General features: G+C 67.3%; 22 protein-coding genes. 6 read left to right on the top strand and 16 right to left on the bottom strand.

Annotated elements, in window-relative coordinates:
* Window positions 1-120: 120 nt before the first annotated feature.
* Window positions 121-441 carry a UrcA family protein gene (locus tag OLX23_RS11180; protein ID WP_264445074.1) on the bottom strand — a complete coding sequence of 107 codons (321 nt, stop codon included), beginning with the start codon at window positions 439-441 and terminating at the stop codon, window positions 121-123.
* A gap of 102 nt (window positions 442-543) precedes the next feature.
* Here OLX23_RS11180 and OLX23_RS11175 point away from each other — a divergent pair, with 102 nt between their 5' ends.
* The gene (locus tag OLX23_RS11175) at window positions 544-1,464 is read left to right on the top strand and encodes a LysR substrate-binding domain-containing protein (protein WP_264445073.1); all 921 of its coding nucleotides are present in this window, start codon (window positions 544-546) and stop codon (window positions 1,462-1,464) included.
* Between the two features lie 3 nt (window positions 1,465-1,467).
* Here OLX23_RS11175 and OLX23_RS11170 read toward each other — a convergent pair whose 3' ends face one another.
* From OLX23_RS11170 to OLX23_RS11145, 6 genes are all read right to left on the bottom strand, one after another.
* On the bottom strand, window positions 1,468-2,268 hold the full coding sequence (locus tag OLX23_RS11170; protein ID WP_264445072.1) for an enoyl-CoA hydratase/isomerase family protein: 801 nt from the start codon (window positions 2,266-2,268) through the stop codon (window positions 1,468-1,470).
* Between the two features lie 13 nt (window positions 2,269-2,281).
* Entirely contained in the window at window positions 2,282-3,091 is an 810-nt protein-coding gene (locus OLX23_RS11165; RefSeq protein ID WP_264445071.1) for an SDR family NAD(P)-dependent oxidoreductase, read from the bottom strand.
* 4 nt (window positions 3,092-3,095) lie between these two features.
* Entirely contained in the window at window positions 3,096-3,572 is a 477-nt protein-coding gene (locus OLX23_RS11160) for a nuclear transport factor 2 family protein (RefSeq protein WP_264445070.1), read from the bottom strand.
* A 5-nt stretch (window positions 3,573-3,577) separates the two neighbouring features.
* Window positions 3,578-4,216 carry a carboxymuconolactone decarboxylase family protein gene (locus tag OLX23_RS11155; protein ID WP_264445069.1) on the bottom strand — a complete coding sequence of 213 codons (639 nt, stop codon included), beginning with the start codon at window positions 4,214-4,216 and terminating at the stop codon, window positions 3,578-3,580.
* A gap of 66 nt (window positions 4,217-4,282) precedes the next feature.
* The gene (locus OLX23_RS11150) at window positions 4,283-4,837 is read right to left on the bottom strand and encodes a DoxX family protein (protein WP_264445068.1); all 555 of its coding nucleotides are present in this window, start codon (window positions 4,835-4,837) and stop codon (window positions 4,283-4,285) included.
* 61 nt (window positions 4,838-4,898) lie between these two features.
* Window positions 4,899-5,306: an RrF2 family transcriptional regulator gene (locus OLX23_RS11145; RefSeq protein ID WP_264445067.1), complete on the bottom strand. Its 408-nt coding sequence runs from the start codon at window positions 5,304-5,306 to the stop codon at window positions 4,899-4,901.
* Between the two features lie 85 nt (window positions 5,307-5,391).
* Between OLX23_RS11145 and OLX23_RS11140 the strand changes: the two genes are divergently transcribed.
* Window positions 5,392-5,835 (top strand): globin domain-containing protein, encoded by a 444-nt coding sequence (locus tag OLX23_RS11140; RefSeq protein ID WP_264445066.1) that lies wholly within the window; start codon window positions 5,392-5,394, stop codon window positions 5,833-5,835.
* Between the two features lie 92 nt (window positions 5,836-5,927).
* Complete coding sequence (locus OLX23_RS11135; protein ID WP_264445065.1) at window positions 5,928-6,929, top strand: pyridoxamine 5'-phosphate oxidase family protein; 1,002 nt, start codon at window positions 5,928-5,930, stop codon at window positions 6,927-6,929.
* A 9-nt stretch (window positions 6,930-6,938) separates the two neighbouring features.
* Here OLX23_RS11135 and OLX23_RS11130 read toward each other — a convergent pair whose 3' ends face one another.
* From OLX23_RS11130 to OLX23_RS11105, 6 genes are all read right to left on the bottom strand, one after another.
* The gene (locus tag OLX23_RS11130) at window positions 6,939-9,191 is read right to left on the bottom strand and encodes a TonB-dependent receptor (RefSeq protein ID WP_264445064.1); all 2,253 of its coding nucleotides are present in this window, start codon (window positions 9,189-9,191) and stop codon (window positions 6,939-6,941) included.
* 102 nt (window positions 9,192-9,293) lie between these two features.
* Window positions 9,294-10,385 carry an ecdysteroid 22-kinase family protein gene (locus tag OLX23_RS11125; protein ID WP_264445063.1) on the bottom strand — a complete coding sequence of 364 codons (1,092 nt, stop codon included), beginning with the start codon at window positions 10,383-10,385 and terminating at the stop codon, window positions 9,294-9,296.
* Complete coding sequence (locus OLX23_RS11120) at window positions 10,382-11,395, bottom strand: zinc-dependent alcohol dehydrogenase (protein WP_264445062.1); 1,014 nt, start codon at window positions 11,393-11,395, stop codon at window positions 10,382-10,384. The genes OLX23_RS11125 and OLX23_RS11120 overlap by 4 nt, the downstream gene beginning before the upstream one ends.
* Before the next feature lie 62 nt (window positions 11,396-11,457).
* Window positions 11,458-12,447: a 2OG-Fe(II) oxygenase gene (locus tag OLX23_RS11115; protein WP_264445061.1), complete on the bottom strand. Its 990-nt coding sequence runs from the start codon at window positions 12,445-12,447 to the stop codon at window positions 11,458-11,460.
* 85 nt (window positions 12,448-12,532) lie between these two features.
* The gene (locus OLX23_RS11110; protein WP_264445060.1) at window positions 12,533-15,733 is read right to left on the bottom strand and encodes a TonB-dependent receptor domain-containing protein; all 3,201 of its coding nucleotides are present in this window, start codon (window positions 15,731-15,733) and stop codon (window positions 12,533-12,535) included.
* Between the two features lie 344 nt (window positions 15,734-16,077).
* A complete protein-coding gene (locus tag OLX23_RS11105; RefSeq protein ID WP_264445059.1) occupies window positions 16,078-18,267 on the bottom strand; it encodes a TonB-dependent receptor in 2,190 nt (729 codons plus the stop codon).
* A 159-nt stretch (window positions 18,268-18,426) separates the two neighbouring features.
* Between OLX23_RS11105 and OLX23_RS11100 the strand changes: the two genes are divergently transcribed.
* Both OLX23_RS11100 and OLX23_RS11095 read left to right on the top strand, forming a co-directional pair.
* Window positions 18,427-20,232 (top strand): flavin-containing monooxygenase, encoded by a 1,806-nt coding sequence (locus OLX23_RS11100; protein WP_264445058.1) that lies wholly within the window; start codon window positions 18,427-18,429, stop codon window positions 20,230-20,232.
* A complete protein-coding gene (locus OLX23_RS11095; RefSeq protein WP_264445057.1) occupies window positions 20,229-20,987 on the top strand; it encodes a GntR family transcriptional regulator in 759 nt (252 codons plus the stop codon). Before OLX23_RS11100 ends, OLX23_RS11095 begins: the two co-directional genes overlap by 4 nt.
* On the opposite strand, the gene folK is transcribed toward OLX23_RS11095, so the two are convergent.
* The 3 genes from folK to OLX23_RS11080 are packed head-to-tail and all read right to left on the bottom strand — an operon-like array spanning window position 20,984 to window position 23,185.
* Window positions 20,984-21,472 carry a 2-amino-4-hydroxy-6-hydroxymethyldihydropteridine diphosphokinase gene (gene folK / locus OLX23_RS11090; RefSeq protein ID WP_264445056.1) on the bottom strand — a complete coding sequence of 163 codons (489 nt, stop codon included), beginning with the start codon at window positions 21,470-21,472 and terminating at the stop codon, window positions 20,984-20,986. The two genes, OLX23_RS11095 and folK, sit on opposite strands and share 4 nt — an antisense overlap.
* 5 nt (window positions 21,473-21,477) lie before the next feature.
* Window positions 21,478-22,329, bottom strand: a complete 852-nt coding sequence (gene aguB / locus OLX23_RS11085) for an N-carbamoylputrescine amidase (protein WP_264445055.1) — start codon at window positions 22,327-22,329, stop codon at window positions 21,478-21,480.
* A gap of 7 nt (window positions 22,330-22,336) precedes the next feature.
* The gene (locus tag OLX23_RS11080) at window positions 22,337-23,185 is read right to left on the bottom strand and encodes a class I SAM-dependent methyltransferase (protein WP_264445054.1); all 849 of its coding nucleotides are present in this window, start codon (window positions 23,183-23,185) and stop codon (window positions 22,337-22,339) included.
* Between the two features lie 126 nt (window positions 23,186-23,311).
* Here OLX23_RS11080 and msrA point away from each other — a divergent pair, with 126 nt between their 5' ends.
* On the top strand, window positions 23,312-23,848 hold the full coding sequence (gene msrA / locus OLX23_RS11075; protein WP_264445053.1) for a peptide-methionine (S)-S-oxide reductase MsrA: 537 nt from the start codon (window positions 23,312-23,314) through the stop codon (window positions 23,846-23,848).

Below are 23,848 nucleotides of genomic sequence, written 5' to 3'. Positions count from 1 at the left end.
CGGCGCGCTTCCCGCGGAATGCGGCCAATAGCATAGCTGTCAAGAAAAGGCATTCCGCCATCAGCCGGGCTTGTATGTCGCTTCCCGGCGCGGCCCGGCTGACGGCGGCCGGCGCGAGGGTCAGCGCGCCGAAGCCAGGACGTTCTTTTCGCCATTCGCGGCGGCGAGCGCCGACTGGCGCAAGGTCGCGACCGAGGCCTGCTTGGCCGTGCGGCAGGCGGCGATCTCGCGCAGGCGCGTCACTTCGCGCAGGCCGGCATCGCTGGGGCAGGCCGCCTCGACGGCATTGGCCAGGCGGCGGTCGAAAGTGCGGACCGCGGCCGGATCGGCCAGATCGAGGTCGCCGTAATAGACGCGGACGTCGGGCAGGTTGTCCTGCGCGAGAACCGGAGCGGGCAAAACGGCTGCGAGGAGGGCAGCCGAAAGAGCGATCTTCAACATGGAGTGTCCCTTCCCTTCGTGTACCCCGCATGTGGCCCAGAGGCCTCGCGAACTCCAACAAAAGCATGGACGCAATAGACAAGCTCAGCTTATGATATCGGCATGTCGCTCCCGCCGCTCGCCGCCATCCGTGTCTTCGAAGCCGCCGCGCGGCACGAGAACTACAGCCGCGCCGCCGAGGAACTGGCGCTGACCCAGGCCGGGGTGTCCTACCAGATCAAGCTGCTCGAGGAGCGGATCGGTGCGCAGCTGTTCACCCGCAAGGGCCGCGGCGTCGCGCTGACCAGCCTGGGCAAGCGCATCGCCCCGCGCGTGAGCGAGGCCTTCGCCCTGCTCGGCGAGGCCTTCTCGGCGGTGAAGGCCGAGAACGAAGCCGTGCTCTCGATCACCTGCTCGCGCACGTTCGCGACCAACTGGCTGGCCGAACGGATCGGCGCGTTCAACCTGACCCGGCCGGGCCTGGCCGTGCGCCTGCACGTTTCCGACGACGTGGTCGACCTCGCCGCCGGCGAGATCGACGTCGCGATCCGCGGCGTGATCGATCCCGGCCCCGGCGTGGTCAGCCATTTCCTCCTGCGCCAGATCATCACGCCGATGGCCAGCCCCGAATTCCTCGCTCGCCATCCGCTGACCACCCCCGCCGACCTGCGCAGGGTCACGCGGCTCTCGCCCAACGACGAGTGGTGGGACACCTGGTTCGCCTCGCTCAGCGACGGCTACGACGGCGCGCACGATCCCGGGCTGCGCTTCGATTCGCAGGTGCTCGACGGCCAGGCCGCGATCGCCGGGCATGGCGTGGCGATGATCTTCCCGCCGATGTTCCCCGACGCGATCGCCGCGGGCCGCCTGGTCGCGCCGTTCGATCACTATGCGGTCGAGGCGCGGACGATGTGGCTGGTCTATCCCGAGCACACGCGCAATCTCGCCAAGATCCGCGCCTTCCGCGACTGGCTGCTGCCCGCGATCCGCGAATCTCTGGGCGACGATCCGCTGGGTGCGCTCGTCCACCCCAAGGACGCGTGAGGCTCAGCCCGGCAGGTCTTCGGGGATCCAGTTCGGCGGCCGCTTTTCCATGAAGGATCGCATGCCCTCGCGCGCTTCGCTGGTCGGGCTCATCAAAGAGACGAACATCGTCTCGTAATCGATCGCCGGATACTGCTGGTTGAGCATGCGCTTGACGTGCGCGCGCGCCTCGGGCGCGGTCTGGAGCACTTCGATCGCCGCCTTGCGCGCCTCGGCCTCGAGGTCTTCGTGCGCGCAGAGCCGCGAGACCAGGCCGATACGATAGGCCTCGGCCGCGTCGATCTTGCGCGCGGTGAGCAGCAGGTCGCGCGCCTGGGCCATGCCGACGTGGGCGGGCAGGACCGAGGCATAGGTCGCGTCGATGATGCCGCGCAGCAGTTCGGGCACGCGGAAGGTCGCGCGCTCGCTGACCACGGCGACGTCGGCCATCATCGCGATCAGCAGGCCGCCCGCCTGGCAGATGCCGTTGACCGCGGCGATCACCGGCGCCTGGCTCTCGCGGATCGTGACGAACGGCAGCGTTTCCTGCGCCAGTCCCTCGGGAACCGGGGCATCGCCGGGCTCGCTGCGTCCGCCGAGATCGCCGCCGGGTGCGAAGACGTCGCCGCTGCCGGTGATGATCAGCGCGCGGACCTGCTTGTCGGCATTGACCCGGCGCACGGCCTTCTTGATCCCGAAATACATCGCCGGGGTGAAGGCGTTGCGCGCCTGCGGGCGGTCGATCGTCAGCCAGACCAGCGGCCCCTCGCGCTCGACACGCAGGTTGCCCGTGCCGAGATCCCAGTCGAGCGGTTCACGGGCCATCGCCTTCTTCTCCTCATCGCGCCTTGGTGTTGCCGCCGTCGATACGCAGCAACGCTCCGGTGGTGAAGTCCGAACGGGGGCTGGCGAGGAAAGCCACCGCTGCGGCGATCTCCTCTGGCCGGCCGAGGCGCGGCACTGGCTGTTCGCTGAAGTCGCGCGTATAGATCCGCTCGCGCTCGGCGAAATCGTCGGGCCAGCCGTTCTGCTCGGCGACCGTGTTGATCCAGCGCTCGGCCTGCGGGGTCAGCACCGTGCCCGGGACGATCGCGTTGACCGTTATGCCCTGCCCCGCCACCGCGCGCGACAGGTTGGCGGTCAGGTGATCGAGCGCCGCCTTGGCCGCGCCATAGTCGAGCAGGCGCCCCGAAAGCTGCGTGCCGCCGACCGACGAGATGTTGACGATCCGCCCCCAGCCGCGCTCGGCCATGCCCGGGGTCAGCCGCTGGGCGAGCCGGATCACCGAGATCACGTTGAGGCTGAAGCTGCGCTGCCAGTCATCCGAAGAGACGTCGGTCCAGGCCGGATTGTCGCCGCGCACCGTGCCGCCGGCCGAGTTCACCAGAATGTCGATCCCGCCGAAAGCCGCGAGGGCCTCGTCGGCGACACGATCAGCCTCGGCATCGTCGGTGATCGCGCCGAGCGCCACCGCGGCGCGAGCGCCCAGTTCCTCGCATTCGCGCGTGACGGCCTCGGCCCGTGCGCGGTCGCGGCCATGGACGACGACGTCGCAACCCTCGCGCGCCAGTTCGCGCGCGATCGCCGCGCCGATGCCCGACGAGCTGCCGGTAACGAGCGCGCGCTTGCCCGCGAGGTGCAGGTCCATCGCCTCAGCCCCGCGACTTGCTGACGGCCGTGCCGAACAGGCTGTCGGGCGAGCGCCAGTCCTCGCGGACCAGGCGATGCGCGATCAGCCAGGTGTCGCCGACCTTGCGGAACGTGTCGAGGTAGTAGCCGGCGTGGTCGGGGCCGATGTCGGTCCAGGCGACCCAATAGGTGCGCGCCTTGGCACTGTCCGGCCCGGTCAGGTCGATCTTCGAGGTCGAGAGGTGATGCCGCGCAAACGTGGCGTCATGGACCTTCTCGCCCGCGAGAGTGCGCTCGAGCCAGCGCGCCTGCCAGGCCCGGATCGCCTCGCGCCCTTCGTAGCGGAAGGCGAAGCCGGGATCGGCGTGCTCGGCCTCCATCACGCCGTCTTCGGTGAAGCAGGCGGCATAGTCGTCCACCTTCAGCCGGTCGCCCGCCGTGGTGTACTTGGCCATCGTGTCGCGGATCGCCTCGCGCGCGAGCAGGTCTTCGAGCGTCATGGCGGTCAGTTCGTTTCCAGCGGCCGGCTCTTCTCGCCGGGCGCCGCGCCCGAGCGGGTTTTGAGGTCGAAACCGATCGGATCGACGCCGTCCTCCACGGGAACGCCGAAGGTCGCGATCGCCCAGCCGAGCATGACGTAGTTGCCGACGGTGAAGACGAAATCCATCAGCTGCTCCTTGCCGAAATGGGCGGAGAGCGCGGCATAGGTTTCGTCGGACATGCGCGAGGTGTCGATCAGTTCGTCGACCGCGCGCAGCACGGCGCGATCCTCGTCCTTGCCGTCCCACACGGGCGACTGCCAGCCGTCGCGCACCGCGGCGATCTCTTCCATCGTCAGCCCGGCCTTGAGGCCATAGCCGACGTGATAATGCCATTCGTACTGGCACTTCTGCCGCCAGGCCGCGCGCAGCACGATCAGCTCGCGCGGACGCACCGCGATCGTCGAGGCGAGCAGCAAGTGCTTGCCGAAGGTGTGATAGGCGTTGGCGAGCGGCGGATGATTGGCGAGGACCATCGACATGTTGGTCTTCGAGCCGTTCTCCCAGGCATCGGGCTCGCCCCAGAAGGCGAAGACCTCGCGCGCGGCGTCGGTCCATTCCTCGCGCGGCAGATTGCCGATCCGCCGCTTCAGTTCCTCGCTCATGATCTCTCCCGATTCTTATGCTGAACCATAGTTCAGCCGACCCCGGGAGAGGTCAAGCGGCGACTGTCAGAGCCAGCGGCGCTTGCGCACCAGAGTGCCGCCGTCGGTCACCACGGTATCGCCGTGGACCGTCTCAACCGGCGCGGTCCGGCCCACCGCGGCAGCCTCGCCCTCGGCACGGGCCGCGCGGACCTCGGCGTCGTGCGCCTTGGCCTCGGCGCGCAGCTCGGCAATCTCGGCGCGGCGCTTGGCGCGCATCGCATCGTAAGACCAGCGCACGTTATCGAGCGCGGTGAGCGCGAGAAGGCCGCCGGCGATCGCGACATTCTTGAGCAGCATCGCCGCCTGCATCGGATCGGTGAAATTGTTATGGAAGAAGAAGGCCGCGGCCAGGCAGAAGCCGGCCAGGATCACCGCGGTCAGGCGGGTCGCTACGCCGAACACCAGCGCGAGACCGGCGGCGACCTCGAACAGGCCGACGAGCAGGGCCAGGCCACCGGGCAGGCCGGCCGAACGGATCATCGTATCGGTGCCGGAGATGTCCATCAGCTTGTTCGCTCCCGAAACGAGGAACAGCAGCGCGATCATCAGGCGGCCGAGGAAAGCAAGCAGGGTAGTCATGGCGCTCTCCCATTGTGGGCGCAGTTATGGCTGCGAAGCGCGCCAGCGCGGACTTGGTTCCCTAAGCGGAGAGGACCGGCAAGCGCCGGCGAGCAGCCTCGGCCAGCGTCGTGCGGTCGAGCACGGCGAGGAAGGCGGCCAGCGCCTCGGCCAGGAGCGGGCTGGTGTTGCAGTCCCCCATGAGCGCGCAGTTGGCGCAATCGGCAAGCTGCATGCCGCGTTCGAGCACGCGCACGACCTCGCCGACGCTGATCTCCTCGGGCGCCCTCGCCAGCTCGACCCCGCCGCTGCGCCCGCGCCGGCTCTTGATGAAGCCCTCGCGCACGAGCGCCTGCGCGACCTTGGCGACATGGTGGTACGACAGGCGCTGCTCGGCAGAGAACTCGGGCAGCGCGATCGGCCCGCCGCCCATGCGGGTCAGGACGATCAGCAGGCGCAGGCCATAGTCGGTGTGCTGGGTGAGCTGCATGCAATCCCCCATGTGCGAAAGGCACTTGCCAGAATCAAGCAAAACAAATACCAGTATTTTATCTACCGAATTTAGGAGACCTCACATGCGCACCGCTTCCGCCCAGGCCCGCGAAATCGTCAAGGCCACTGCCCCTGCCATCGAGAAGCACGGCCTCGAGATCACCACCGCCATGTATGCGCGGCTGTTCGAGAATGCGGCGGTGAAGGACATGTTTGACCAGGCCGCGCAGGAAAGCGGCGAGCAGCCGAAGCGGCTGGCCGGCGCTATCCTCGCCTATGCCAAGAACATCGACAAGCTCGCCAATCTGGGCAGCGCGGTGCAGCGCATGGTCGCGCGCCACGTCGAGACCGGCGTCAAGGCCGAGCACTATCCGCTGGTCGCCGAAGCGCTGCTTCCGGCGATCCGCGAGGTGCTCGGCGCCGAAGTCGCGACCGACGAAGTGCTCGCCGCCTGGGGCGAGGCCTACTGGATGCTCGCCGACATCCTCATCGCCGCCGAGGCCGAGGAATATGCCAAGGCCGCCTGAATCGGCCGCCTCAATCGATCGCCACAGCGGCTTGCTGCGAAGCGTCGATCCGATAGTCTCAGCCTTCCCCCGCGCAGCGGATGGAGAAGCGCATGGACGATCGGATCGACAGCGTCGAGAAGCTCGAAGCCGTAGTCGGCAAGCGCCCGGCCGCGGTCGACCTCAAGGTCATCGACCACCTCGACGACCTGGCGCTCGGCTGGCTGGCCGCCTCGCCGCTAGCCTTCGTCACCGGCGGGAATGCCGCGACGATCGCGATCACCCTGGCCGGCGGCGGACCCGGCTTCGCCACGGGTGACCGGCAGACATTACGCCTGCCACTGGCCTTCGTGGACGATCCGGCGCTGTTGCAGCCCGGCGCCCCCTTCGCCTCGCTGTTCCTCGCGCCCGGCATCGGCGAGACCCTGCGGATCAACGGCAGGGTCGCCGCAATCGAGGCCGACACGGCGCTGGTCGAGGTCCGGGAATGCTACGGCCACTGCGCGAAGGCGCTGATCCGATCGGACTTCTGGTCGGCGGGCAGGCTGGAGCCGCCGGCGGACTCTGCCGATTTCGTCGATGCCGGGCGCTTCCTCGCTCTGGCGACGATCGACGACAGCGGCCATGCCGATCTCAGCCCCAAGGGTGATCCCGCCGGCTGCATGACGCGGATGGACGGGCCAGCGCTGTGGTTCGCCGATCGCCCCGGCAATCGCCGCACCGACAGCTTCCGCAACCTCATCGCCCAGCCGCAGATGGCCGGCGCGCTGCTGATTCCCGGCTCCACCCAGGTCGTCATCCTGCGCGGCGCAGCCGATCTCACGAGCGATGCCGCGGCGCGCGAGCGCTTCACGGTGCGCGACAAGGCGCCGCTGCTCGCGATCCGCGTCGATAGGCCGGACCTGGAGCTCCGGCCCAGCCCCGCCTTGGAGCGCGCAGCGCTATGGCCGCTCGCCGCCAAGGCCGAAGGCATCGATCCGGCCCGGATGTTCACCGCCCACGTCAAGCTCAACAAGGACAAGGGCCTCGCCGCGCGGCTCGGCGGCCTGGTCATGTCGATCCCGGGACTGATGCAGAAGGGGCTCGATAGCGACTACAAGAACAACCTCTATTGAGCCCGCCGATCAGAACTTGAATTCCGCCCTCACCCCGTAAGTCCGTGGCTCGGCATAGGAGCCGCCGAGCACGAACTGGCTGCCAAGGAAGCTCGCCAGATAGTCCTTGTTGGTCAGGTTCTTGCCCCAGACCACCAGCCGCAACCCCTCGATCCCCGCGGGCGAGAACGAGAGCTGGCCGTCGAGCAGGGCATAGGCCGACTGCCGGACGTTGGCGGCGACGTCGTAGTTGAGCCCCGAATTGTAGTTGCCCGCCAGGTAGAGCCCGAAAGTGCCCGCCTGCCAGGTCGTCTCATAGGAGATCGCGGCGTTGGCGGTGAACTTGGGCGCGCGCTGCATGCGCCGGCCGCTGGCATCGAGACCCACCGTGTCATAACCGAAGCCGAAGGCGTTCGGGCGATAGACCACGGCATCGGGGAAGCTGCGGTACTTGCCGTCGACATAGGAGGCGCCGGCGGTGAGCGTCAGCCCCGGCGCCGCCTGGATCGTGATGTCGCCGTCGATACCCTTGATCCGCGCCGCCGCGGCGTTGCGATAGAACTGGTTCGGCGGCGAGTAGACGTAGACCTGCAGGTCCTTGTAATCGTACCAGAAGGCCGAGAGGTTCAGGCTGATCCCCGGCGCCAGGCGGCCCTTGTAGCCGACCTCGTAGGCGAAGACCTTCTCGGGCTGGACGGGTTCGAGCGGCGGATTCGCCGCGGGATTGTCGCCCGAGTTGACGTAGCCGCTCTTGAAACCCTGCGAGTAGGTCGCATAGACGTTCGAGCTGTCGTCGATCGCATAGCGGATCGTCGCGCGCGGGGTGAAGCGCTCGAACGAGATCTTGCCGCGCGGATCGGCGGTCAGGGTCGGGCCCTGGGCGCCGGTGAGCTGGGAATAATTGTCCGCGGTCTGCTGCGTTTCGTAGGAATAGCGCCCGGCGATCGAGACGTTCAATCGATCGGTCAGCTCGTAACCGAGCTCGGCGTAGGCGGCGTAGGAGCGCTTGCGGTTGTAGGCGTACTGGTTGATCCGAAACAGCGGACTGGGCGTGGTCGGAAAGGCCGTGACCGGATCGGTCAGGCCCGTGAAATAGCCGTTGAACGTGTTCGGCGCGTAGCTCTCCTTGAGCGCCATGTAGAACAGCCCGGCCGACAAGGTCGCGCGGCCCCACTTGGCCGAGGTGAAATTGAGCTCCTGGATGAAGTGGTCGTTGAAGATGTTGAGGTCGACGTCACCGAGATTGACCGCGGTGTAGTCGGCATCGGCGACGTCGCGGACCTTGACGTTGCCATAGGCCGTGACCGTGTTGAACGTGCCGAAATCGGTATCGAACTTGCCGAGCAGGTTGAAACCGTAGGAGCGGATCAGGGTCAGCGGATCGACGTTCAGCGCGTAGGATTGCGGGTCGTTGGCGCGCGGCACGTTGAGCCCGACGAGGCCGGCCAGCGCATAGCCGAGCGGGGTGCCCGGGCCGACCGGCTGGCCCGCATATTGGCCGCCGTCCGAGCGCCGCGAATAGTAGCCGCCGAGCGTGAACGAGACCCGGTCCGACGCCTGGAACAGCAGGCGCGCGCGGATCAGTTCGGACTGCAGGCCGGAATCGCGCCCGCCGGTCGCGACGTTGCGGCGGAAGCCGTTGCGATCCTCGAAGCTGCCCGCGACCGAGATGGCGATGCGGTCTTCGACCAAGGGCCCGCTGATATAGCCGCGCACCTGCCAGTGGTCGTAATTGCCGTAGGACGCGCTGAACCGGCCGGTGAGATCGAAGCTGGGCGCGACCGAGGTGAGGATGATCGCGCCGCCCGCGGCGTTCTGGCCGTAGAGCGTGCCCTGCGGCCCCTTGAGCACCTCGACCTGCTGGATGTCGGGCAGGTCGACGAGTTGGCCCGACTGCGAGGGCTGGTAGACCCCGTCGACGTAGATCGCGACGTTCGAGCTGTCGCCCAGCCCCGCGCTGGCCGAGGAGATGCCGCGGATCGAGGGCTGGAGGAAGCCGCCATAGAGCGGCAGTTGCACGCCCGGCGTCACCCGCGCGATGTCGAGCGTGTTGTTGATGCCCGACTGGACCAGCGTATCGGCAGTGAGCGCGGTGATCGAGATCGGCACGTCGCGTAGGCGTTCGGACCGGCGCTGCGCGGTGACGATGATTTCCGAAGCGTCGGCGCTGGCCGGGTCTTCGTGAACGGCCGGAACGCGATCCTGCCCCCAGGCTGCCGTACCCATCGAAGCCGCGCCTGCCAGCGCGCCCGCGATGATCGAAATCCGCACCCTTCCGGTCATGACGTTCCCTCCCACGTTCTTGTGGGCGGAGGTCTAGCTCACGATCGAATAAACGCAACAGCACTAGTGCATTTTATTGATCCACATCGGTGGCGCGATCCCTCAGTCGAGCGCCGCGAGCACGCCGATCGTGTCGTTGTCGATCATCGCCGCGCTGAACCGCGCGGTATAGGCGGTGTTGATCGCCTCGGGCTGGAACTCGGATGCGTTCACCAGGAAGATGCAGAAGCCGAAGGCGAGGAAGGCCGCGTAGTCGTGCATCGCCTCCTCGAGCCTCGGCGGGGTAACGCCCTGCGCGGCCAGTTCGTCCAGATAGAGCGCGACCAGGTGCCGCTCGGACTGCCGCCGCTCGACGGGATCGAGCGCGCCGGCGACATGATAGGCGACCTCCTGGATGCCGGGCCAGCGGTGCGGCAGCGAATCGAAGAAGCCCGGCGTGCCGTCGGCCTCGCGATAGAGATTGCCGAGATGGGTATCGCCGTGGAGCAGCGCGTGCGGCCGCCGGTTCGCCAGCCGGTGCAGCTTGTCGAGCGCCGCCGCCATCCAGCGCGGATCGTGAAAATGGACCGAGGCCGCCCGCCCGCGCGGCAAGTCGACGAAGCCCTGCCACACCGCCGGATCGAGGAACTGGCGCATGTGCCCGCCGGTTTCGGGAATGCAGACGTCGAGGAAACCCCATTGGCCACCGGGATCGAGTTCGGGGCTGCCCCAGGTCTTGGCGTGAAAGCGGGCGAGCTCGACCAGTCGGCGCGACACCTGCTCGACGCTGTTCGGCACGAGCGGATGACAGAATTCGACCGCGCGCAAGGTCAGGTCCTCGAGGATGACGATGCCCTGCTGCCGGGCCTCGTCGAAACCGGCGAAATAGGCGGCCGGAGACGGCAGCTCGAGCACGGGCAGCACGTCGGCATAGGCGCGGACTTCGAAGCCGTGCATGTAGTGCATCTGCCGGCTGTGCGGCTCGAACCCGCCCTTGAGGATCACGCGCTCGGCAATCCCCGCCGCACGCGCCGCGTCGTCGAGGTCGAGCGCGATGCGGATCTTGGTGCAGGTGCCGTGATCGATATCGACGATCTCGAAGCCGCGCAGCCCCGCTTCGGGCGCGCGGGTGCGCAAGGCGCGGGTCAGCCAGGCGAGGTCGATCTCCTCGATCGTCACGGGCAGCGGAAAGGCGGCGCTGGGGTCGAAGGTCATGCCGCGATCCTCGGGTCGATGTGGACCTTGCGCAAGGCCGCGCCGGCGCGCAGCCGCGCGATGACGTCGCCGATCGCGGCGAGCGGGAACACGTCGCTGACCATCTGCTCGGGCTTGAAGCCGGCCTCGTCGAAGGCGCGCGCAGTCTGCTCGAACTCGGCCTCCGAATAGCCGAGCGGGAAGATCAGTCGCGCCTCCTTGAACGTGAGGCCGATCGGCAGGATCGGTTCGGGCGCCATGCACATGCCGAGCGACAGGATCGTGCCGCCGGGCCGAACCTGTTCGACCGCCTTGGCGATCATCCCTTCCTTGCCCACGCATTCGGCCACGACGTGAGGCGCCCCGCCGAGCGCGGCCGCGATCGCTTGCGGATCGTCGTCGCTCAGGCTGACGAAGGCGTCGGCGCCGAAATCGTGACAGATGTCGCGGCGATGATCCGATCGCGCCGCGACGACCACCTTGGCAGCGCCGAGCCGGCGCGCCCACCATATGCTCGACAAGGCCAGCGAACCCGCGCCCAGCACGAGCACGCGATCGCCCGCGCGCATCGCCGCGGCGCGGAAGGCGCGTAGCCCGCAGGCCATCGGCTCGACCAGCGCGCCGTCGGCGAGGCTGAGGCTCTGCGGCAGGCGCACCGCGGCCTCGACCGGCACCGCAACGAACTGCGCGAAGCCCTTGCTCAGATGGGCGCCGCCCGGGCAGAGCAGCAGGTGCCCCTCGCGGCAGAGATCGCAGGCGCCGCAGGCGGTCTTGGGCCGACAGGCAACGCGATCGCCGAGCCGCCAGCCCGAGACGCCGGCGCCGATCTCGACCACCGTGCCCGAATATTCGTGGCCGAAGCAGCGCCCCGCCGGATAGTCGAACGGGCTGCCCGAGGTCATGGCCACGTCGCTGCCGCAGACCCCGCAGAAGCCGACCTCGATCAGCAATTCGCCCGGCTCCGCATGCGGATCGGCTATCTGCTCGATCGCGATGCCCCGCTCGCCCCCGTGATAGACCGCCGCGCGCAAATGCCCTCTCCCGACCTGTTATGCGGCCAGTCTGGCAAAAAGCGCGGCGCCTCGCCAGCGCCCTAGAGCGGTCGCCCCGGCGGCCCCGAAATGTCGAGCGGCGCCTGGCGGATCCACTTCGAGAGGATGGTCTTGGTGCCGCTGCCCACCGGATTTCCCGCATGGCGCGCGGTGGGCACGGGGTTCGCGCGCGCATCGACATTGGCGAAGACCAGCGCCTCGCCCACCGCGCCGCGCCAGCGAATGCCGAGATCGGGAAATGCGGTCTCGCCGCCGGTGAAATCGTCGGTCAGGGTGACGAGAACCGTGAGGATGCGCTGGTTCACGGGCCCGGGCAGCACGTCGCTGTGCAGCTTGTACTGCTCGCCCGCGCGATAGCTCAGCACCTGCAGCGGCTCGCCCTGTTCGTAGCGCGTCTGCGTCAGCGCGGCGATGCGGCGGTTGAGCGCGTGGAGAAACGGGTTCTCGAGCACGAAGGGGAAGCCCGCCGATCGGGCGATGCGCACGGGGTCGGTGACGAAGCGCTGGCTGACCGGATCGACCACCACCGAGGGCTGCAGATAAGGTTGCGCGAGTTCGGAAAGGTAGCGGCATTCCTCGGCGTCGAGGAAGCCGGGCACGCGCGCGACGAAAGGAAGGTCGTTGAGCGGCTCGAGCGCCGGTAGGCTCGCGGGATCGCCCGCCGCGGTCAGCCCCAGCCTGTCGAGCAGCGCCGTCTGCCGTGCCGCGTGGGGATCGGACGACGCCGACTGCGCGAGAAGGTCCAGCGCCCTGCCCCAGTCGCGCCCTTTCCCGCCGGCACCGCTGGCCAGCAGCGCGATGTGCATCGGCAGCGCCTCGCGCAGGCCGCGTTCGGCCGCCCGGCCGAACAGATCGCGCGCAAGACCGATGTCGCGGCGAACGAGTTGCCCCGCCATGCGCCATTCGGCCAGGGTCGCGGCGGCGAGGCCGTCGCCCTGGGCCATGGCCTGCTCGAGCAGGCGATAGGCCGGGATCACCGAGCCCTGAGACGCCAGGGCCATGGCGCGATCGATCGGATTGGGCGAGGTCATGGGCATCAGGCTAGCACAAATAAAAGGGGGCGGAACAACGTCCCGCCCCCCGATATGGTATTATGGATTTGGCCGATCGCCGGTGTCAGAAGTTGGCCTTGAAGCCCACGTAGAACTGACGTCCGCGGATCGAGTAGATGTTACCGCCGTCACCGCCGGAGGCGATGCGCTCGCCGGTCGCGGTCTGACCGAGCGGCGGGATCTCGTTGAACAGGTTGTCCACGCCGCCGAAGAAGCTGAACTGGTTGCCGCGGTTGTCGCGGTCCAGCTTATACTCGAAGCGAACGTCGTGGTACCAGACGGCCGGGTACATCGGGATCGCCGAATAGTCGGCGTCCTGAGGCGGACGACCCTGGAGCGGGTTGTAGTTCTCGAAGTTGTTCACGTACATCGGGCTGATGTACTGAAGCTGGTAGCCCAGCGTGAACCGACGGAAGGTCACGTCCGCATTGACGCGGAACTCGTCCTTCGGATCGCCCAGCTCGCTCAGACGACGGTTCTCGAAGTCCGGGATCGCGGGGTTCTCGTAGTTGCTGTTCTGGAAGTTGTGCGTGTAGATCGCGCTCGCGCTCATCTTCCAGTCGCCGCCCAGATCGGTGCTGTAGTTGATCTGGGTGTCGATGCCGCGACGGACGCGCTTGGCGAAGTTGAACGGCGCGCTGATCAGGGTGTTACCCAGAATCTGGCCGGCGACTTCGCTCTGCGGACCTGCGCCCGGGCCAGCGAAGCGCTGGAACAGACCGCAGAACGCGTTGTCGAGGGTCGGCTGGTCGTAGCAGCTGTTAGCGATCTGCTGCGCGGTCAGCGACACGATGACGCCGTCGACCTTGATCGAGTAGTAGTCGACCGCAACCGTCAGACCCGGGATGAAGCGGGGACGGAAGACCGCGCCCAGCGTCAGCGAGTTCGACTTTTCCGCCTTCAGGTTCGGGTTAACACCGCTGAGGATCGGCAGCGAGTAGGCGCCGAGGCTGGCGATGTTGCTCAGGTTGCCACCCAGGGCCGTGGCGCAGTTGGCGCCGCGGAACTGCGTGCCGGCACCGATGTTGGCCGTGGTGCACGGATCGGTGAAGCCCGGAGCGAAGTTCGGGATCAGCTCGCCGAAGGTTTCGGCCGGGTTCGGCGCACGCACCGAGCGGCTGTAGTTGGCGCGGAAGCGGATGTCGCTGATCGGAGCCCAATCGACGCCACCGTTCCAGGCCCAGACCGTGCCGACCGCCCCCTGATACTTCGCGACGCGCGCAGCGCCCGAAAGCGTCAGTTCGTGGAAGAACGGACGATCCTCGAAGATCGGGATCTGGATTTCGCCGAAGGCGACCGCGGTCGAATTGCCCGAAGCGGCAAAGTCGTCCTGGGCGTAGCCGGTGTCTTCCTCGCGGTGCTCGACGCCCAGAGCGAAGCGGACCGGGCCGCCCCACAGCTTCAGGTTCTGACCGAGGTCACCCGAAACGAAGGCCGAGAACACCAGCTGCTCGGCGAACGAGTCGTTGACGTAGTCGCGCATGAAGTAAGCGGCCGAAGCGGCGTTGTTGGCCGCACCGAACGGGTTGTAGGGAACGCAGGCCGCGATATCGGCGGCCAGGCGTGCCTGGTTGAAGGCCGAAGCAGCCGAAGTCGGCGAGGTCGTGTAGGCCACGGCCGATGCCGGATCGAACTGCGAACGGCACTGGATCGCGCCGGTCACCGGGTTGCGGCCGGCGTCCATGGCGAGGCCGAAGCGCTGGCGATCGAGGTAGCCCTTGGCTTCGGTGTGCTCTTCGGTGCGGCCGTAGTTGGCCGACACTTCGTAGCGCCACGTATCCCAGAACGAACCACGCGCACCGAGGACCGCACGATAGGTCTTGCGGTTGAAGAACTCGTCGCGGTTGCCGAGGTCGGCGAGGTTGCGCGAGATCGCAAAGCGATAGGTGCCGGCGTTGATCTGCGCGATCTGCGCCGCGGTGAGCGGACCCTGCGAGTTGCGGACCGAATCCGTGGTCGTGGTGCAGGCTGCGCTCAGGCTCGGGTTACAACCCGAGGCCAGCAGGGCGGCGGCGATCGTCTGACGAGCCGAAGCGCTGAGGAACGGGTTGTCGAGACGGACGCGCTCACGATAGTCGAACTGCGTGAACTGGCCCTGGATCGAAGCCGGACCGGCGTTGCCGCCGACGGTCTTGATCTGCGAGTACTTGCCTTCGAAGAACACGTCGAACGCCGGCGTGAACTCGTAGTGCGCGAGCAGGTTGGCGTTGTAGCGCTGCTGCTTCGGCAGGACCGAGATCAGCTGGTCTTCGCGACCGGTCTGGCCATTACCACCGACGATGCCGCCGATGACGCCCGAGCCATAGCGCGTGCCGGTCTGGGCGACGAGCGTGCCGTCGGGCTGGAAGATGTAGGTGCAGTTGAACGGCACGCCGTTGACACCGGTACCGCAAGCGGCCGAACCGGCGCGCTGGGTGATCGGCACGAGGCCGAAGCGGTTGATGTTCGCCTGGCGGATGTCGTTGACGAAGATGCGGTCGGGGTTGCCGTCGCTGCCGTTGGGCGTGCCGGCGGGGTCGATGTCATTGACGATCAGACCGTCGACGCGCTTCAGGAACGGGATGTCCGAGGTGTAGACGCGCTCCTGGTTCGAATATTCGAACGCCAGGGTGACGTTACCACGGCCGTCGGCGAAGTTCTTGCCCGCGATGGCCGAGAGCTGCTGGTTGGCGCCGTAGGCACCGGGGGTCGAGATGCCCGCCTTGCCGGTCAGCTGGAGGCCGTCGTAGTCCTTCTTGAGGATGAAGTTGACGACGCCCGCGATGGCGTCCGAACCGTAGATGGCCGAGTTACCGCCGGTGACGATGTCGACGCGCTCGATCAGGTCCGAAGGGATGGTGTTGACGTCGACCGAGACGCCGTTGTTCAGGACGTCGGCGGCGACGTGGCGACGGCCGTTGACCAGCACCAGGGTGCGCTGGGTGCCGAGGCCGCGAAGGTCGAGCAGGTTGAGGCCGGCGATGCCGACGCCGAGGCCCGGGTTCTGCTGGCTGAACGAGGAGCGCAGCTGCGGCAGGTCGTTCAGCGTGTCGCCGAGGTTGTTGTTGCCCTGCTTGAGGATGGCGTCGTTGCTGAGGATCGCGACCGGAACGGTCGATTCCAGATCGGGGCGCGCGATGCGCGAACCGGTGACGACGATGGCTTCCGCTTCCGCAGCATCATCCGATGCCGGAACGTCTTGAGCCATGGCGGTGGTCGAGGTGACGAGCGCGATCAGAGACGCGCAGGTGGCTGCCCGGAAGCGAGCCTTGCCGAGTGGGGACATCAAATATGGACTCCTTCAAATGGGACGAATCGCCGTTCCCGGCCGATGAGGCGCACGGCCTCGCTCGTCCCGATCCCATGGTCCAAATGCTAACCAACTCGATGTTCATCTGCCATACAGATTTTGCTTACAAAGAAGTGAGTTGTTTCTAGTGATAAAAATGTCACGCAACTTTCATTCAGCAGTGCGATAGGCGCGCCTTTCGCGCCGGCGAGATCGTCCGAGAAACCGGCAGTTTCCGGGCTTTTCAAGCGGATGCGGCGGACATGGAAAGGCCCCGGTCACGCAGGACCGGGGCCGACCGCTCACGCGGCGTTCCAGAGGCTCTTCAGCCGCGGATCGGTTCAGAAGGCGTAGCTGACGCCCACCCCGAACTCCTCACGCTGAACGAACTTGACGCTGTCGCCGCGCGCGTTGGGCACGTAATCGGTGCGGTAGCCGGCGTCGGTCACGTTGTTGCCGAAGACCGAATAGGTCACCCGGTTCTTGGTCCAGGACAGACGGAAATTGACGATCGCGTAGGGATCCTCGCGCGAGAGATTGCCCGGCTGCCAGTAGAATGCGCTGGTATAGGCGGTGTTGACCGAGCCGTTGAACTCGCCGCCCCAGAGATCGGCCTCGTAGCTCAGCCGCAGGTTGCCCGTGACCTCGGGGGTGCGCACGGTGCGGCTGCCCGAGGCGTCGAACGGCACGACGGTCTTCTGGATGATGCCCGGCGCGGCGACGGCGAGTTCGGCCGCGGTCAGCGGCACGGTGACCTGCGCGGCGGTGAAGGCCTCGTATTCGGCCTTCGGCTCCCAGCTCAGGCCGGCCGCGAAGGAGAAGCCGCCGCCGAGCTTGCCGTCGGCGGTGAATTCGAGACCGCGCATCTTGGCGCGCGCGGCGTTGCTCAGGGTCAGCTGCAAGGTCGGCGGGTTGCCGACCTGGGTGTAGGAGCTGACCTGGATGTCCTTGTACTTGTAGGCATAGGCGGCCAGCGCGAAATTGATGCCGGCCAGCCGCGCCTTGGCGCCCGCCTCGAAAGCGGTGATCTTCTCGGGGTTCACCGGGATGCCCAGCGACGAATAGGCGTTGTAGACGCCGCTCTTGAAGCCCGTGCTCGCCGAGAAATAGACGTTGGCGTCCTCGCCCAGGTCATAGCGCACGACCCCGCGCCACGTCGCGCTGTTCCAGGTCCGCTCGCGATCGACCTGCGCCGCGGCGAGGTTGACCAGATTCTGCCAGTGGAAGGTCTTCTTCTCCGAATTGTAGCGCACGCCGCCGGTGACGTGCAGCTTCTCGGCGAGGTTCAAGGTCACTTCGCCGAAGCCCGCGAAGACCTCGCTCTTCATCCGGTTGGTGAAGTTGGCGGCGATCGTGCCGCCGCGCACGGCATCGCCAGAATAGGTGCGGAAATAGGGGTTGCCGGCCTTCGAGTTGTAGTAGTAGCCGCCGACCAGCCAGGTGAACATGCCCTCCGCCGGGCTCGATACGGTCAGTTCCTCGCTGAAGCTCTTCTGGTACTGCGAGATCTGGTTCGAACCCGAGACGGCATTGCCCGTGCCGATGCTCGTGCGGTCGGTATCCGACTGCGAGTTCACCGCGACGTGGCGATAGGCGGTCAGCGAGCGGACCGAGATCCCGCTGGCGCTGTCCCAGTTCATGTCGAGGCTGCCGCCGAAGCCGCGCAGCCGCGCGAGCGGATCGGTCGAGCCGGCGTTCTCGTAGGGCCGGTTCGGCACGGTACCCGGAATGTTCGGGTAGGGATTGATGCCGTCCTTTATGTGGCTGATGAACACCGAATTGTTCTGCTGACGCCAGACGTCGCCCGAGAGCACGGCCGAGAAGCTCTGCGACGGCTGCCACAGCAGCTTGCCGCGCAGCACGTAGTTGTCGGCCCCGCCGAAATCGCGGCCGACATTGGGGCCCGTGCCCTTGATGAAGCCGTCGCTGGTCCGGTACGAACCGCTGAGCGAGCCGGCGAGCTGGTCGGTGATCCCGCCGGTGACGAAGCCCGTCACCTTGAGCTCGTTGTAGTGGAAGCCATAGTCCGCCGCGACCGAGCCCGAGGTCTCGAACGAAGGCTTCTTGGTGACGATCTTGATCGCGCCGCCCGTGGCGTTGCGGCCGTAGAGCGTGCCCTGCGGCCCCTTGAGCACTTCGATCCGCTCGATGTCGGCAAGATCGAAGAAGCCGGCGATCGGCGTGCCGATGGAAATGTCGTCGAGATAGATCGCGACGTTGGTCTCGTCGCCCGGCGAGGTTCCGGTCGACTGGATGCCGCGCACGACGGGCAGGAAGCCGAAGCCGTTGTTGACCGTGACGATGCCGGGCGCCGCCTGCGACAGGTTGACGGTCGAGTTGATGCCGTTCTGCACCATGTCCTCGCCCGACATCACCGAGATCGAGATCGGCACTTCGAGCAGGCGTTCCTCGCGCTTCTGCGCGGTCACGACGATCTCGCCCGAATTGTCGGCCTCACCACCCGCCTGGGCCGCCGCGATCGTCGCGTGGCTCGAGCAAGCCAGAGCCAATACGAGAGCCAGTTTACGCATGATCGGATCCTCCACCCTGTAAAATCGCCGGCGTCACCGCGCCGCTTTTCGGACCTCCGTGTGAGCCGACTTCGGCATATTGTCCATACAAAATGACCAATGCAGAACTATTGTACGGACTCAGTTGCATTTGCGCACAAAGCGTGCAGGGCTCCGCACATGACCGCCTCGACGCTACCAGACACCACCCTCGATACGGACGCGCTGCGCGAGAAATACCGCGAGGAACGCGACAAGCGCCTGCGCGCCGACGGCAACGACCAATATGTCGAGATGGCCGGCCAGTTCGCCGCCTTCCTCGACGATCCCTATACCGCGCCGACACCGCGCGAACCGCTGTTCGACCATACCGAGGTGATCCTGATCGGCGGCGGTTTCGGCGGCCTGCTCGCGGGCGCGCGCTTGTACCAGGCGGGCTTTCGCGACGTCCGCGTGATCGAGAAGGGCGGCAATTTCGGCGGCACCTGGTACTGGAACCGCTATCCGGGCGCGGCCTGCGACGTCGAGAGCTACATCTACCTGCCGCTGCTCGAAGAGATGGGCTTCATGCCGCGGCGCAAATATACGCCCGCGCCCGAAATCCTCGACTATTCGCACCGCGTCGCCGAGCGCTTCGACCTCTACCGCAAGGCCTGCCTGCACACCGAGGTGACCGAATTGCGCTGGGACGAGGAGGCGCTGCGCTGGATCGTCTCGACCAACCGCGGCGACCGGATGCGCGCGAAGTTCGTGGTCATGGCCAACGGCCCCGCGCACAAGCCGCGGCTGCCGGGCATTCCCGGTATCGAGAAGTTCGAAGGCCGGATCTTCCACACCGCGCGCTGGGACTACGACTATACCGGCGGCGGGCCAGAGGGCGGGCTCGATCGCCTGGCGGACAAGCGGGTCGGCGTGATCGGCACGGGGGCGACCGCGGTCCAGTGCATCCCGCATCTCGCCCAGGGCGCCATGCGCCTGTTCGTGTTCCAGCGCACGCCCTCGGCGATCGACGTGCGCAACGACTATGCGACCGATGCCGACTGGTGGCACAGGCAGGAACCGGGCTGGCAGAAGCGGCGGATGGAGAACTTCACCGCCCTCACCTCGGCCGCGCAGGTCGACGAGGACCTGATCCAGGACGGCTGGACCCAGGTCATGAGCAAGTTCCTGCGGGTCAACACCTTGGGGACAAACGGCACGCTCTCGCCCGAAGCGGTCGAGGAGGCCGACTTCGTCAAGATGGAGGCGATCCGCGCGCGCGTCGACCTCTCGGTCGAGGACCGCGACACGGCCGAAACGCTCAAGCCCTGGTACCGCCAGTTCTGCAAGCGCCCCTGCTTCCACGACGAGTACCTGCCCGCCTTCAACCGGCCCAACGTCTCGCTGATCGACACCGGCGGCCGCGGTGTCGAGGCCATCACCGAGACCGGCGTGGTGGTCGCGGGCGAACACTATCCGCTCGACTGCCTGGTCCTCGCCACCGGCTTCGAGATCGGCACGGCCTATACCCGCCGCTCGGGCTACGACGTGCTCGGCGTGGGCGGCGAGCGGCTGTCGGAGAAATGGGCGCGCGGCTTCGCCACCCTCCACGGCATGCACGTCAACGGCTTTCCCAACCTGTTCATATTCAACCGCGACCAGTCGGCACACACGGTCAACTTCACCCACTCGCTCGACGAGTTGTCGCGGCACATGGCCTACATCATGGACTCGGCCAGAGACCGCGGCGCCGCGCGGATCGAGGCGACGGCCGAAGCCGAACAGGCCTGGGTCGACACGATCGTCGAACTGTCGACGATCAACCGCGACTTCCTCGAAAGCTGCACGCCGGGCTACTACAACGGCGAAGGCCGGATGAACGTCGATGCCGCGCGCCGCGGCGCCGGCTATGGCCGCGGACCGCTGGCCTTCTTCGAGGTGCTGGAGGAGTGGCGCAAACGAGGCGATCTGGCCGGGCTGCGCCTCACGGCCGAGGGAGAGGCATGACGCAAGCCGGCGACGAAGAGGCGCTCGAGGCCAGCGAGAACGAAGCGGGGCTGCCACTCTACCTGCAGGTCGCCTCGACCCTGCGCACCGCGATCCTGCGCGAGATCTATCCGGTCGGCACGCGGCTGCCGACCGAGGAGGCGCTGTGCGAGCGCTTCGAAGTCAGCCGCCACACGATCCGCGAAGCGCTGCGCCAACTACGCAATGACGGGCTGATCACCTCGCGGCCCGGCAGCCGGCCGATCGTCGCCTCCCCCTTGGTGCGCGCGCCCGAAGTGCTCGCGCGCGACATCGGCGCGGATTTCTTCGACTATACGATCGGCACCCGCCTCGACATCGCGACGATGGACATGGCGCGGATCGCACCGCCGCTGGCCCACGAACTCGGCTTGCCCGGCGACGAGGAATGGCTCTGCGTCAAAGGCTACCGCGTCAATGTCGAGGACGGGCGCGCGACCTGCTGGAACGAGTATTTCATCCGGCCCGACTATGCGCTGATCGGCCGCCTGCTCAAGCGCCACGTCGGCCCGGTGATCCCGCTGCTCGAAGACCTGTTCGAGACGCGGATCGCGCGCATAACCCGGTCGATCAGCGCCGTGCCCATGCCGTCCGAGGCCTGCGAAAGGCTCGCGGCCCAGGCCGGCGCGCCGGCGCTACGCATCGTCGTGCGCAGCGAGACACCAGACGGCACGGTGGCCTTCGTCAACCGCTCGCTGCACCCGCGCGGCACGCTGACCTACGCGATCCAGCGTTAGCGCGGGCGCCGACGATCGAGCCGCGCCAGCAGATGGCGCAAGGTCAGTCCGGTCAGCGGATCGCGCCAGGTGGGGGCGATCGTCACCGCCGGCGCCAGCACGAAACGGCGCTCGCGCAGCGATACGTGCGGCACGGTCAGGCCGGGCGAGGCCCAGGCGCCGCCACTCCACAGCACGATGTCGAGATCGAGCACGCGCGTCGACCAGGCCTGCCCGCCGCGACGCCGGCCGAAGCGGCGCTCGATCGTCTTGAGCCGATCGAGCAGGGCGTCGGGCGCGAGATCGGTCTTCACCAGGGCGGCGGCATTGGCATAACGGCGGCGCGACGGGCCGAGCGGTGCCGAGGCCATGATCGGCGACGAGGCCTTGAGCTTGAGCCCCTTGCGATCGAGCGCCGCGAAGGCCGCACGCAGCACGCCGCGCGGATCGCCATGCCGATGGTGGCGGCGATTGGAGCCGAGCGCGATCAGGTACCGCTGCTTCACCCGGCTCAGACGTCCTGGCTGATGCGCGTGTAGAGCTCGGGCCGTCGGTCGCGGAAGAAGCCCATGCCGGCGCGGTGCTTGGCGGCACGAGCCAGATCGATCGTCGCGGTCAGCACGCCGGTTTCCGCGGCGCCGAACTCGGCGGTGAAATCGCCCCATTCGTCGGTGATGAAGCTGTGGCCGTAGAAGCGCTGGCCGTCTTCCATGCCGATGCGGTTCGAGGCGATCACCGGCATGCAGTTCGACACGGCATGGCCGAGCATCGCCCGGCGCCACATGCGGCTGGTGTCGAGATCGGCGTCATAGGGCTCGGAGCCGATCGCCGTGGGATAGAACAGCAGTTCGGCGCCCATCAGCGCCATCACCCGCGCGGCCTCGGGGTACCACTGGTCCCAGCAGATGCCGACGCCGATGCGCGTGCCTGCAACGTTCCAGATCTTGAAGCCGTCGTTGCCCGGGCGGAAGTAGTACTTTTCCTCGTAGCCGGGGCCGTCGGGAATGTGGCTCTTGCGGTAGGTGCCCAGGATTTCGCCCTCGGCGTCGATCATAGCGAGGGTGTTGTAGTAGTGATGCCCGTCACGCTCGAAGAAGCTCGTCGGGATGGCGATCTTGAGCTTGCGGGCGAGCGCCTGCATCGCGATCACCGAGGGGTGCTCGGCGGTCGGCCGCGCCAGCGCGAAAAGCTCCTCCTCCTCGACCTTGCAGAAATAGGGGCCCGAGAACAGCTCGGGCGGCAGCACGATCTGCGCGCCGCGACCCGCCGCCTGCTCGACCAGCGCGGAGACTGCGGCGATGTTTTCGGCTTCGTCGGTGGAACCCAGCGCGAGCTGGAGCGCGGCAACGGTGACTTCGGTCATGGCGGGATCAGGGGCGCTTGCGGAACAGGAGGGTCATGCGGTCGCTTTCGCCGATCGCGGCGTAGCGGTCACGGTCTTTTTCGCCGAGCCGGTAATTGGGCGGCAAGGTCCAGACGCCGGCCTCGTGATTGGCGGGATCGCGCGGGTTGGCGTTGATCTCGCTCTTGCCGACGAGCTGGAAACCCTGCGCCTCGATCAGGGCGATCACGTCCTTCTCGCGCAGGTAGCCCTTGCTCCCGTCGACATAGGCGTCGGGCGCGTCGGCCTTGGCGCGGTGCTGCTCGATGCCGAGCAGGCCGTCGGGCTTGAGCAGTGCGCGCGCCGTGCCGAGCTCGCGTGCCAGCCAGCCCTCGCTCTTGAGGTTATGCAGTTCGCGGAAGATCAGCACGCGGTCGACCGTGCCGTTGAGCGCAGGCGGCAGGCCGTCGGTGTTGTAGGCGCCGATGCGTGCGGCGGGGACGCCGGTCCAGCCCGCGGCCTTCTGGGGCAGGGTCCCAGCGATGTTGGCGTAGCTCTTCCAGCCCTCGCTGGCATTGGTGACGTCGGGGTTGAGCCCGATATAGCGGCCGGTCTCGCCCAGATAGGGCACGAGCACGCGCGTCCACCAGCCGCCCGAGGGCATGTAGTCGACCACGGTCATGCCCGGGCGCACACGGAAGAACGACAGCGTCTCCTGCGGGTGGCGCCAGGTGTCGCGCGCGCGGTCGCCCTCGCGGCGCGGATTGGCCAGCGCGAGATCGAGCACCGCCTCGCAGGCCGCGCAATTCTCGGTATCGTCGGCGACGGCGGCGTCGGCAGGCAGGGTGGTGACGGCGAAACCCAGGGTGGCAGCCAGTGCGAGCAGATATCGACGCATTGAACTCACTCCCTTGGCCGCGCCCTGACGTCGGGCGACGAAGCCTATTCTAGGGTGCGGTCGGCCCATGACAAGCCGCCCGGCCCTCCCTATCTTGCCGCGGTAGCGACAGATGAAGGCAGACAGATGAACGGTACGGAAACGGCAATCGTGGCGGGCGGGTGCTTCTGGTGCACCGAAGCGGTATTCCGCGACGTGATCGGGGTCAGCGCGGTCGAGAGCGGCTATATCGGCGGCACCGTCCCCAACCCCACCTACAAGGCGGTGTGCAGCGGCTCGACCGGCCATGCCGAGGCGATCAAGGTCCACTACGATCCCGCGACGATCTCCTATGCCGAGATCCTCGACGTGTTCCTCGGCACGCACGATCCGACGCAGCTCAACCGCCAGGGCAACGACGTCGGCACGCAGTATCGCTCGGCGATCTTCCCGCTCGACGACGCCCAGCGCGCCGAGGCCGAGGCGGCGATCGCGCGCGCCAATGCCGATCATGACGGCAAGGTCGTGACGACGATCGAGGGGCCGGCCGAGTGGTATCCGGCCGAGGACTATCATCAGGAGTATTGGGAAGGTGAAGGCCAGCGCAATCCCTACTGCCTGGCCGTGATCCCGCCGAAGCTGCTCAAGCTGCGCAAGAGCTTCGCCAATCGGGTCAAGGCCTGA

Source organism: Novosphingobium sp. JCM 18896, assembly GCF_025938095.1.
Classification (GTDB): domain Bacteria; phylum Pseudomonadota; class Alphaproteobacteria; order Sphingomonadales; family Sphingomonadaceae; genus Novosphingobium.
This window is presented reverse-complemented; position numbering and strand designations above follow the sequence as displayed.

Excerpts from the sequence above, each read along its gene's own strand:
- OLX23_RS11165 (WP_264445071.1), bottom strand. The coding sequence starts at position 3,091 with ATGGACCTGCACCTCGCGGGCAAGCGCGCGCTCGTTACCGGCAGCTCG.
- OLX23_RS11080 (WP_264445054.1), bottom strand. The coding sequence starts at position 23,185 with ATGCGTCGATATCTGCTCGCACTGGCTGCCACCCTGGGTTTCGCCGTC.
- OLX23_RS11095 (WP_264445057.1), top strand. The coding sequence starts at position 20,229 with ATGACGCAAGCCGGCGACGAAGAGGCGCTCGAGGCCAGCGAGAACGAA.
- OLX23_RS11135 (WP_264445065.1), top strand. The coding sequence starts at position 5,928 with ATGGACGATCGGATCGACAGCGTCGAGAAGCTCGAAGCCGTAGTCGGC.
- OLX23_RS11170 (WP_264445072.1), bottom strand. The coding sequence starts at position 2,268 with ATGGCCCGTGAACCGCTCGACTGGGATCTCGGCACGGGCAACCTGCGT.
- OLX23_RS11100 (WP_264445058.1), top strand. The coding sequence starts at position 18,427 with ATGACCGCCTCGACGCTACCAGACACCACCCTCGATACGGACGCGCTG.
- OLX23_RS11110 (WP_264445060.1), bottom strand. The coding sequence starts at position 15,733 with ATGTCCCCACTCGGCAAGGCTCGCTTCCGGGCAGCCACCTGCGCGTCT.
- msrA (WP_264445053.1), top strand. The coding sequence starts at position 23,312 with ATGAACGGTACGGAAACGGCAATCGTGGCGGGCGGGTGCTTCTGGTGC.
- OLX23_RS11180 (WP_264445074.1), bottom strand. The coding sequence starts at position 441 with ATGTTGAAGATCGCTCTTTCGGCTGCCCTCCTCGCAGCCGTTTTGCCC.
- OLX23_RS11175 (WP_264445073.1), top strand. The coding sequence starts at position 544 with ATGTCGCTCCCGCCGCTCGCCGCCATCCGTGTCTTCGAAGCCGCCGCG.
- OLX23_RS11155 (WP_264445069.1), bottom strand. The coding sequence starts at position 4,216 with ATGAGCGAGGAACTGAAGCGGCGGATCGGCAATCTGCCGCGCGAGGAA.
- OLX23_RS11105 (WP_264445059.1), bottom strand. The coding sequence starts at position 18,267 with ATGCGTAAACTGGCTCTCGTATTGGCTCTGGCTTGCTCGAGCCACGCG.
- OLX23_RS11125 (WP_264445063.1), bottom strand. The coding sequence starts at position 10,385 with ATGACCTTCGACCCCAGCGCCGCCTTTCCGCTGCCCGTGACGATCGAG.
- OLX23_RS11150 (WP_264445068.1), bottom strand. The coding sequence starts at position 4,837 with ATGACTACCCTGCTTGCTTTCCTCGGCCGCCTGATGATCGCGCTGCTG.
- OLX23_RS11145 (WP_264445067.1), bottom strand. The coding sequence starts at position 5,306 with ATGCAGCTCACCCAGCACACCGACTATGGCCTGCGCCTGCTGATCGTC.
- OLX23_RS11140 (WP_264445066.1), top strand. The coding sequence starts at position 5,392 with ATGCGCACCGCTTCCGCCCAGGCCCGCGAAATCGTCAAGGCCACTGCC.
- OLX23_RS11160 (WP_264445070.1), bottom strand. The coding sequence starts at position 3,572 with ATGACGCTCGAAGACCTGCTCGCGCGCGAGGCGATCCGCGACACGATG.
- aguB (WP_264445055.1), bottom strand. The coding sequence starts at position 22,329 with ATGACCGAAGTCACCGTTGCCGCGCTCCAGCTCGCGCTGGGTTCCACC.
- OLX23_RS11130 (WP_264445064.1), bottom strand. The coding sequence starts at position 9,191 with ATGACCGGAAGGGTGCGGATTTCGATCATCGCGGGCGCGCTGGCAGGC.
- OLX23_RS11115 (WP_264445061.1), bottom strand. The coding sequence starts at position 12,447 with ATGACCTCGCCCAATCCGATCGATCGCGCCATGGCCCTGGCGTCTCAG.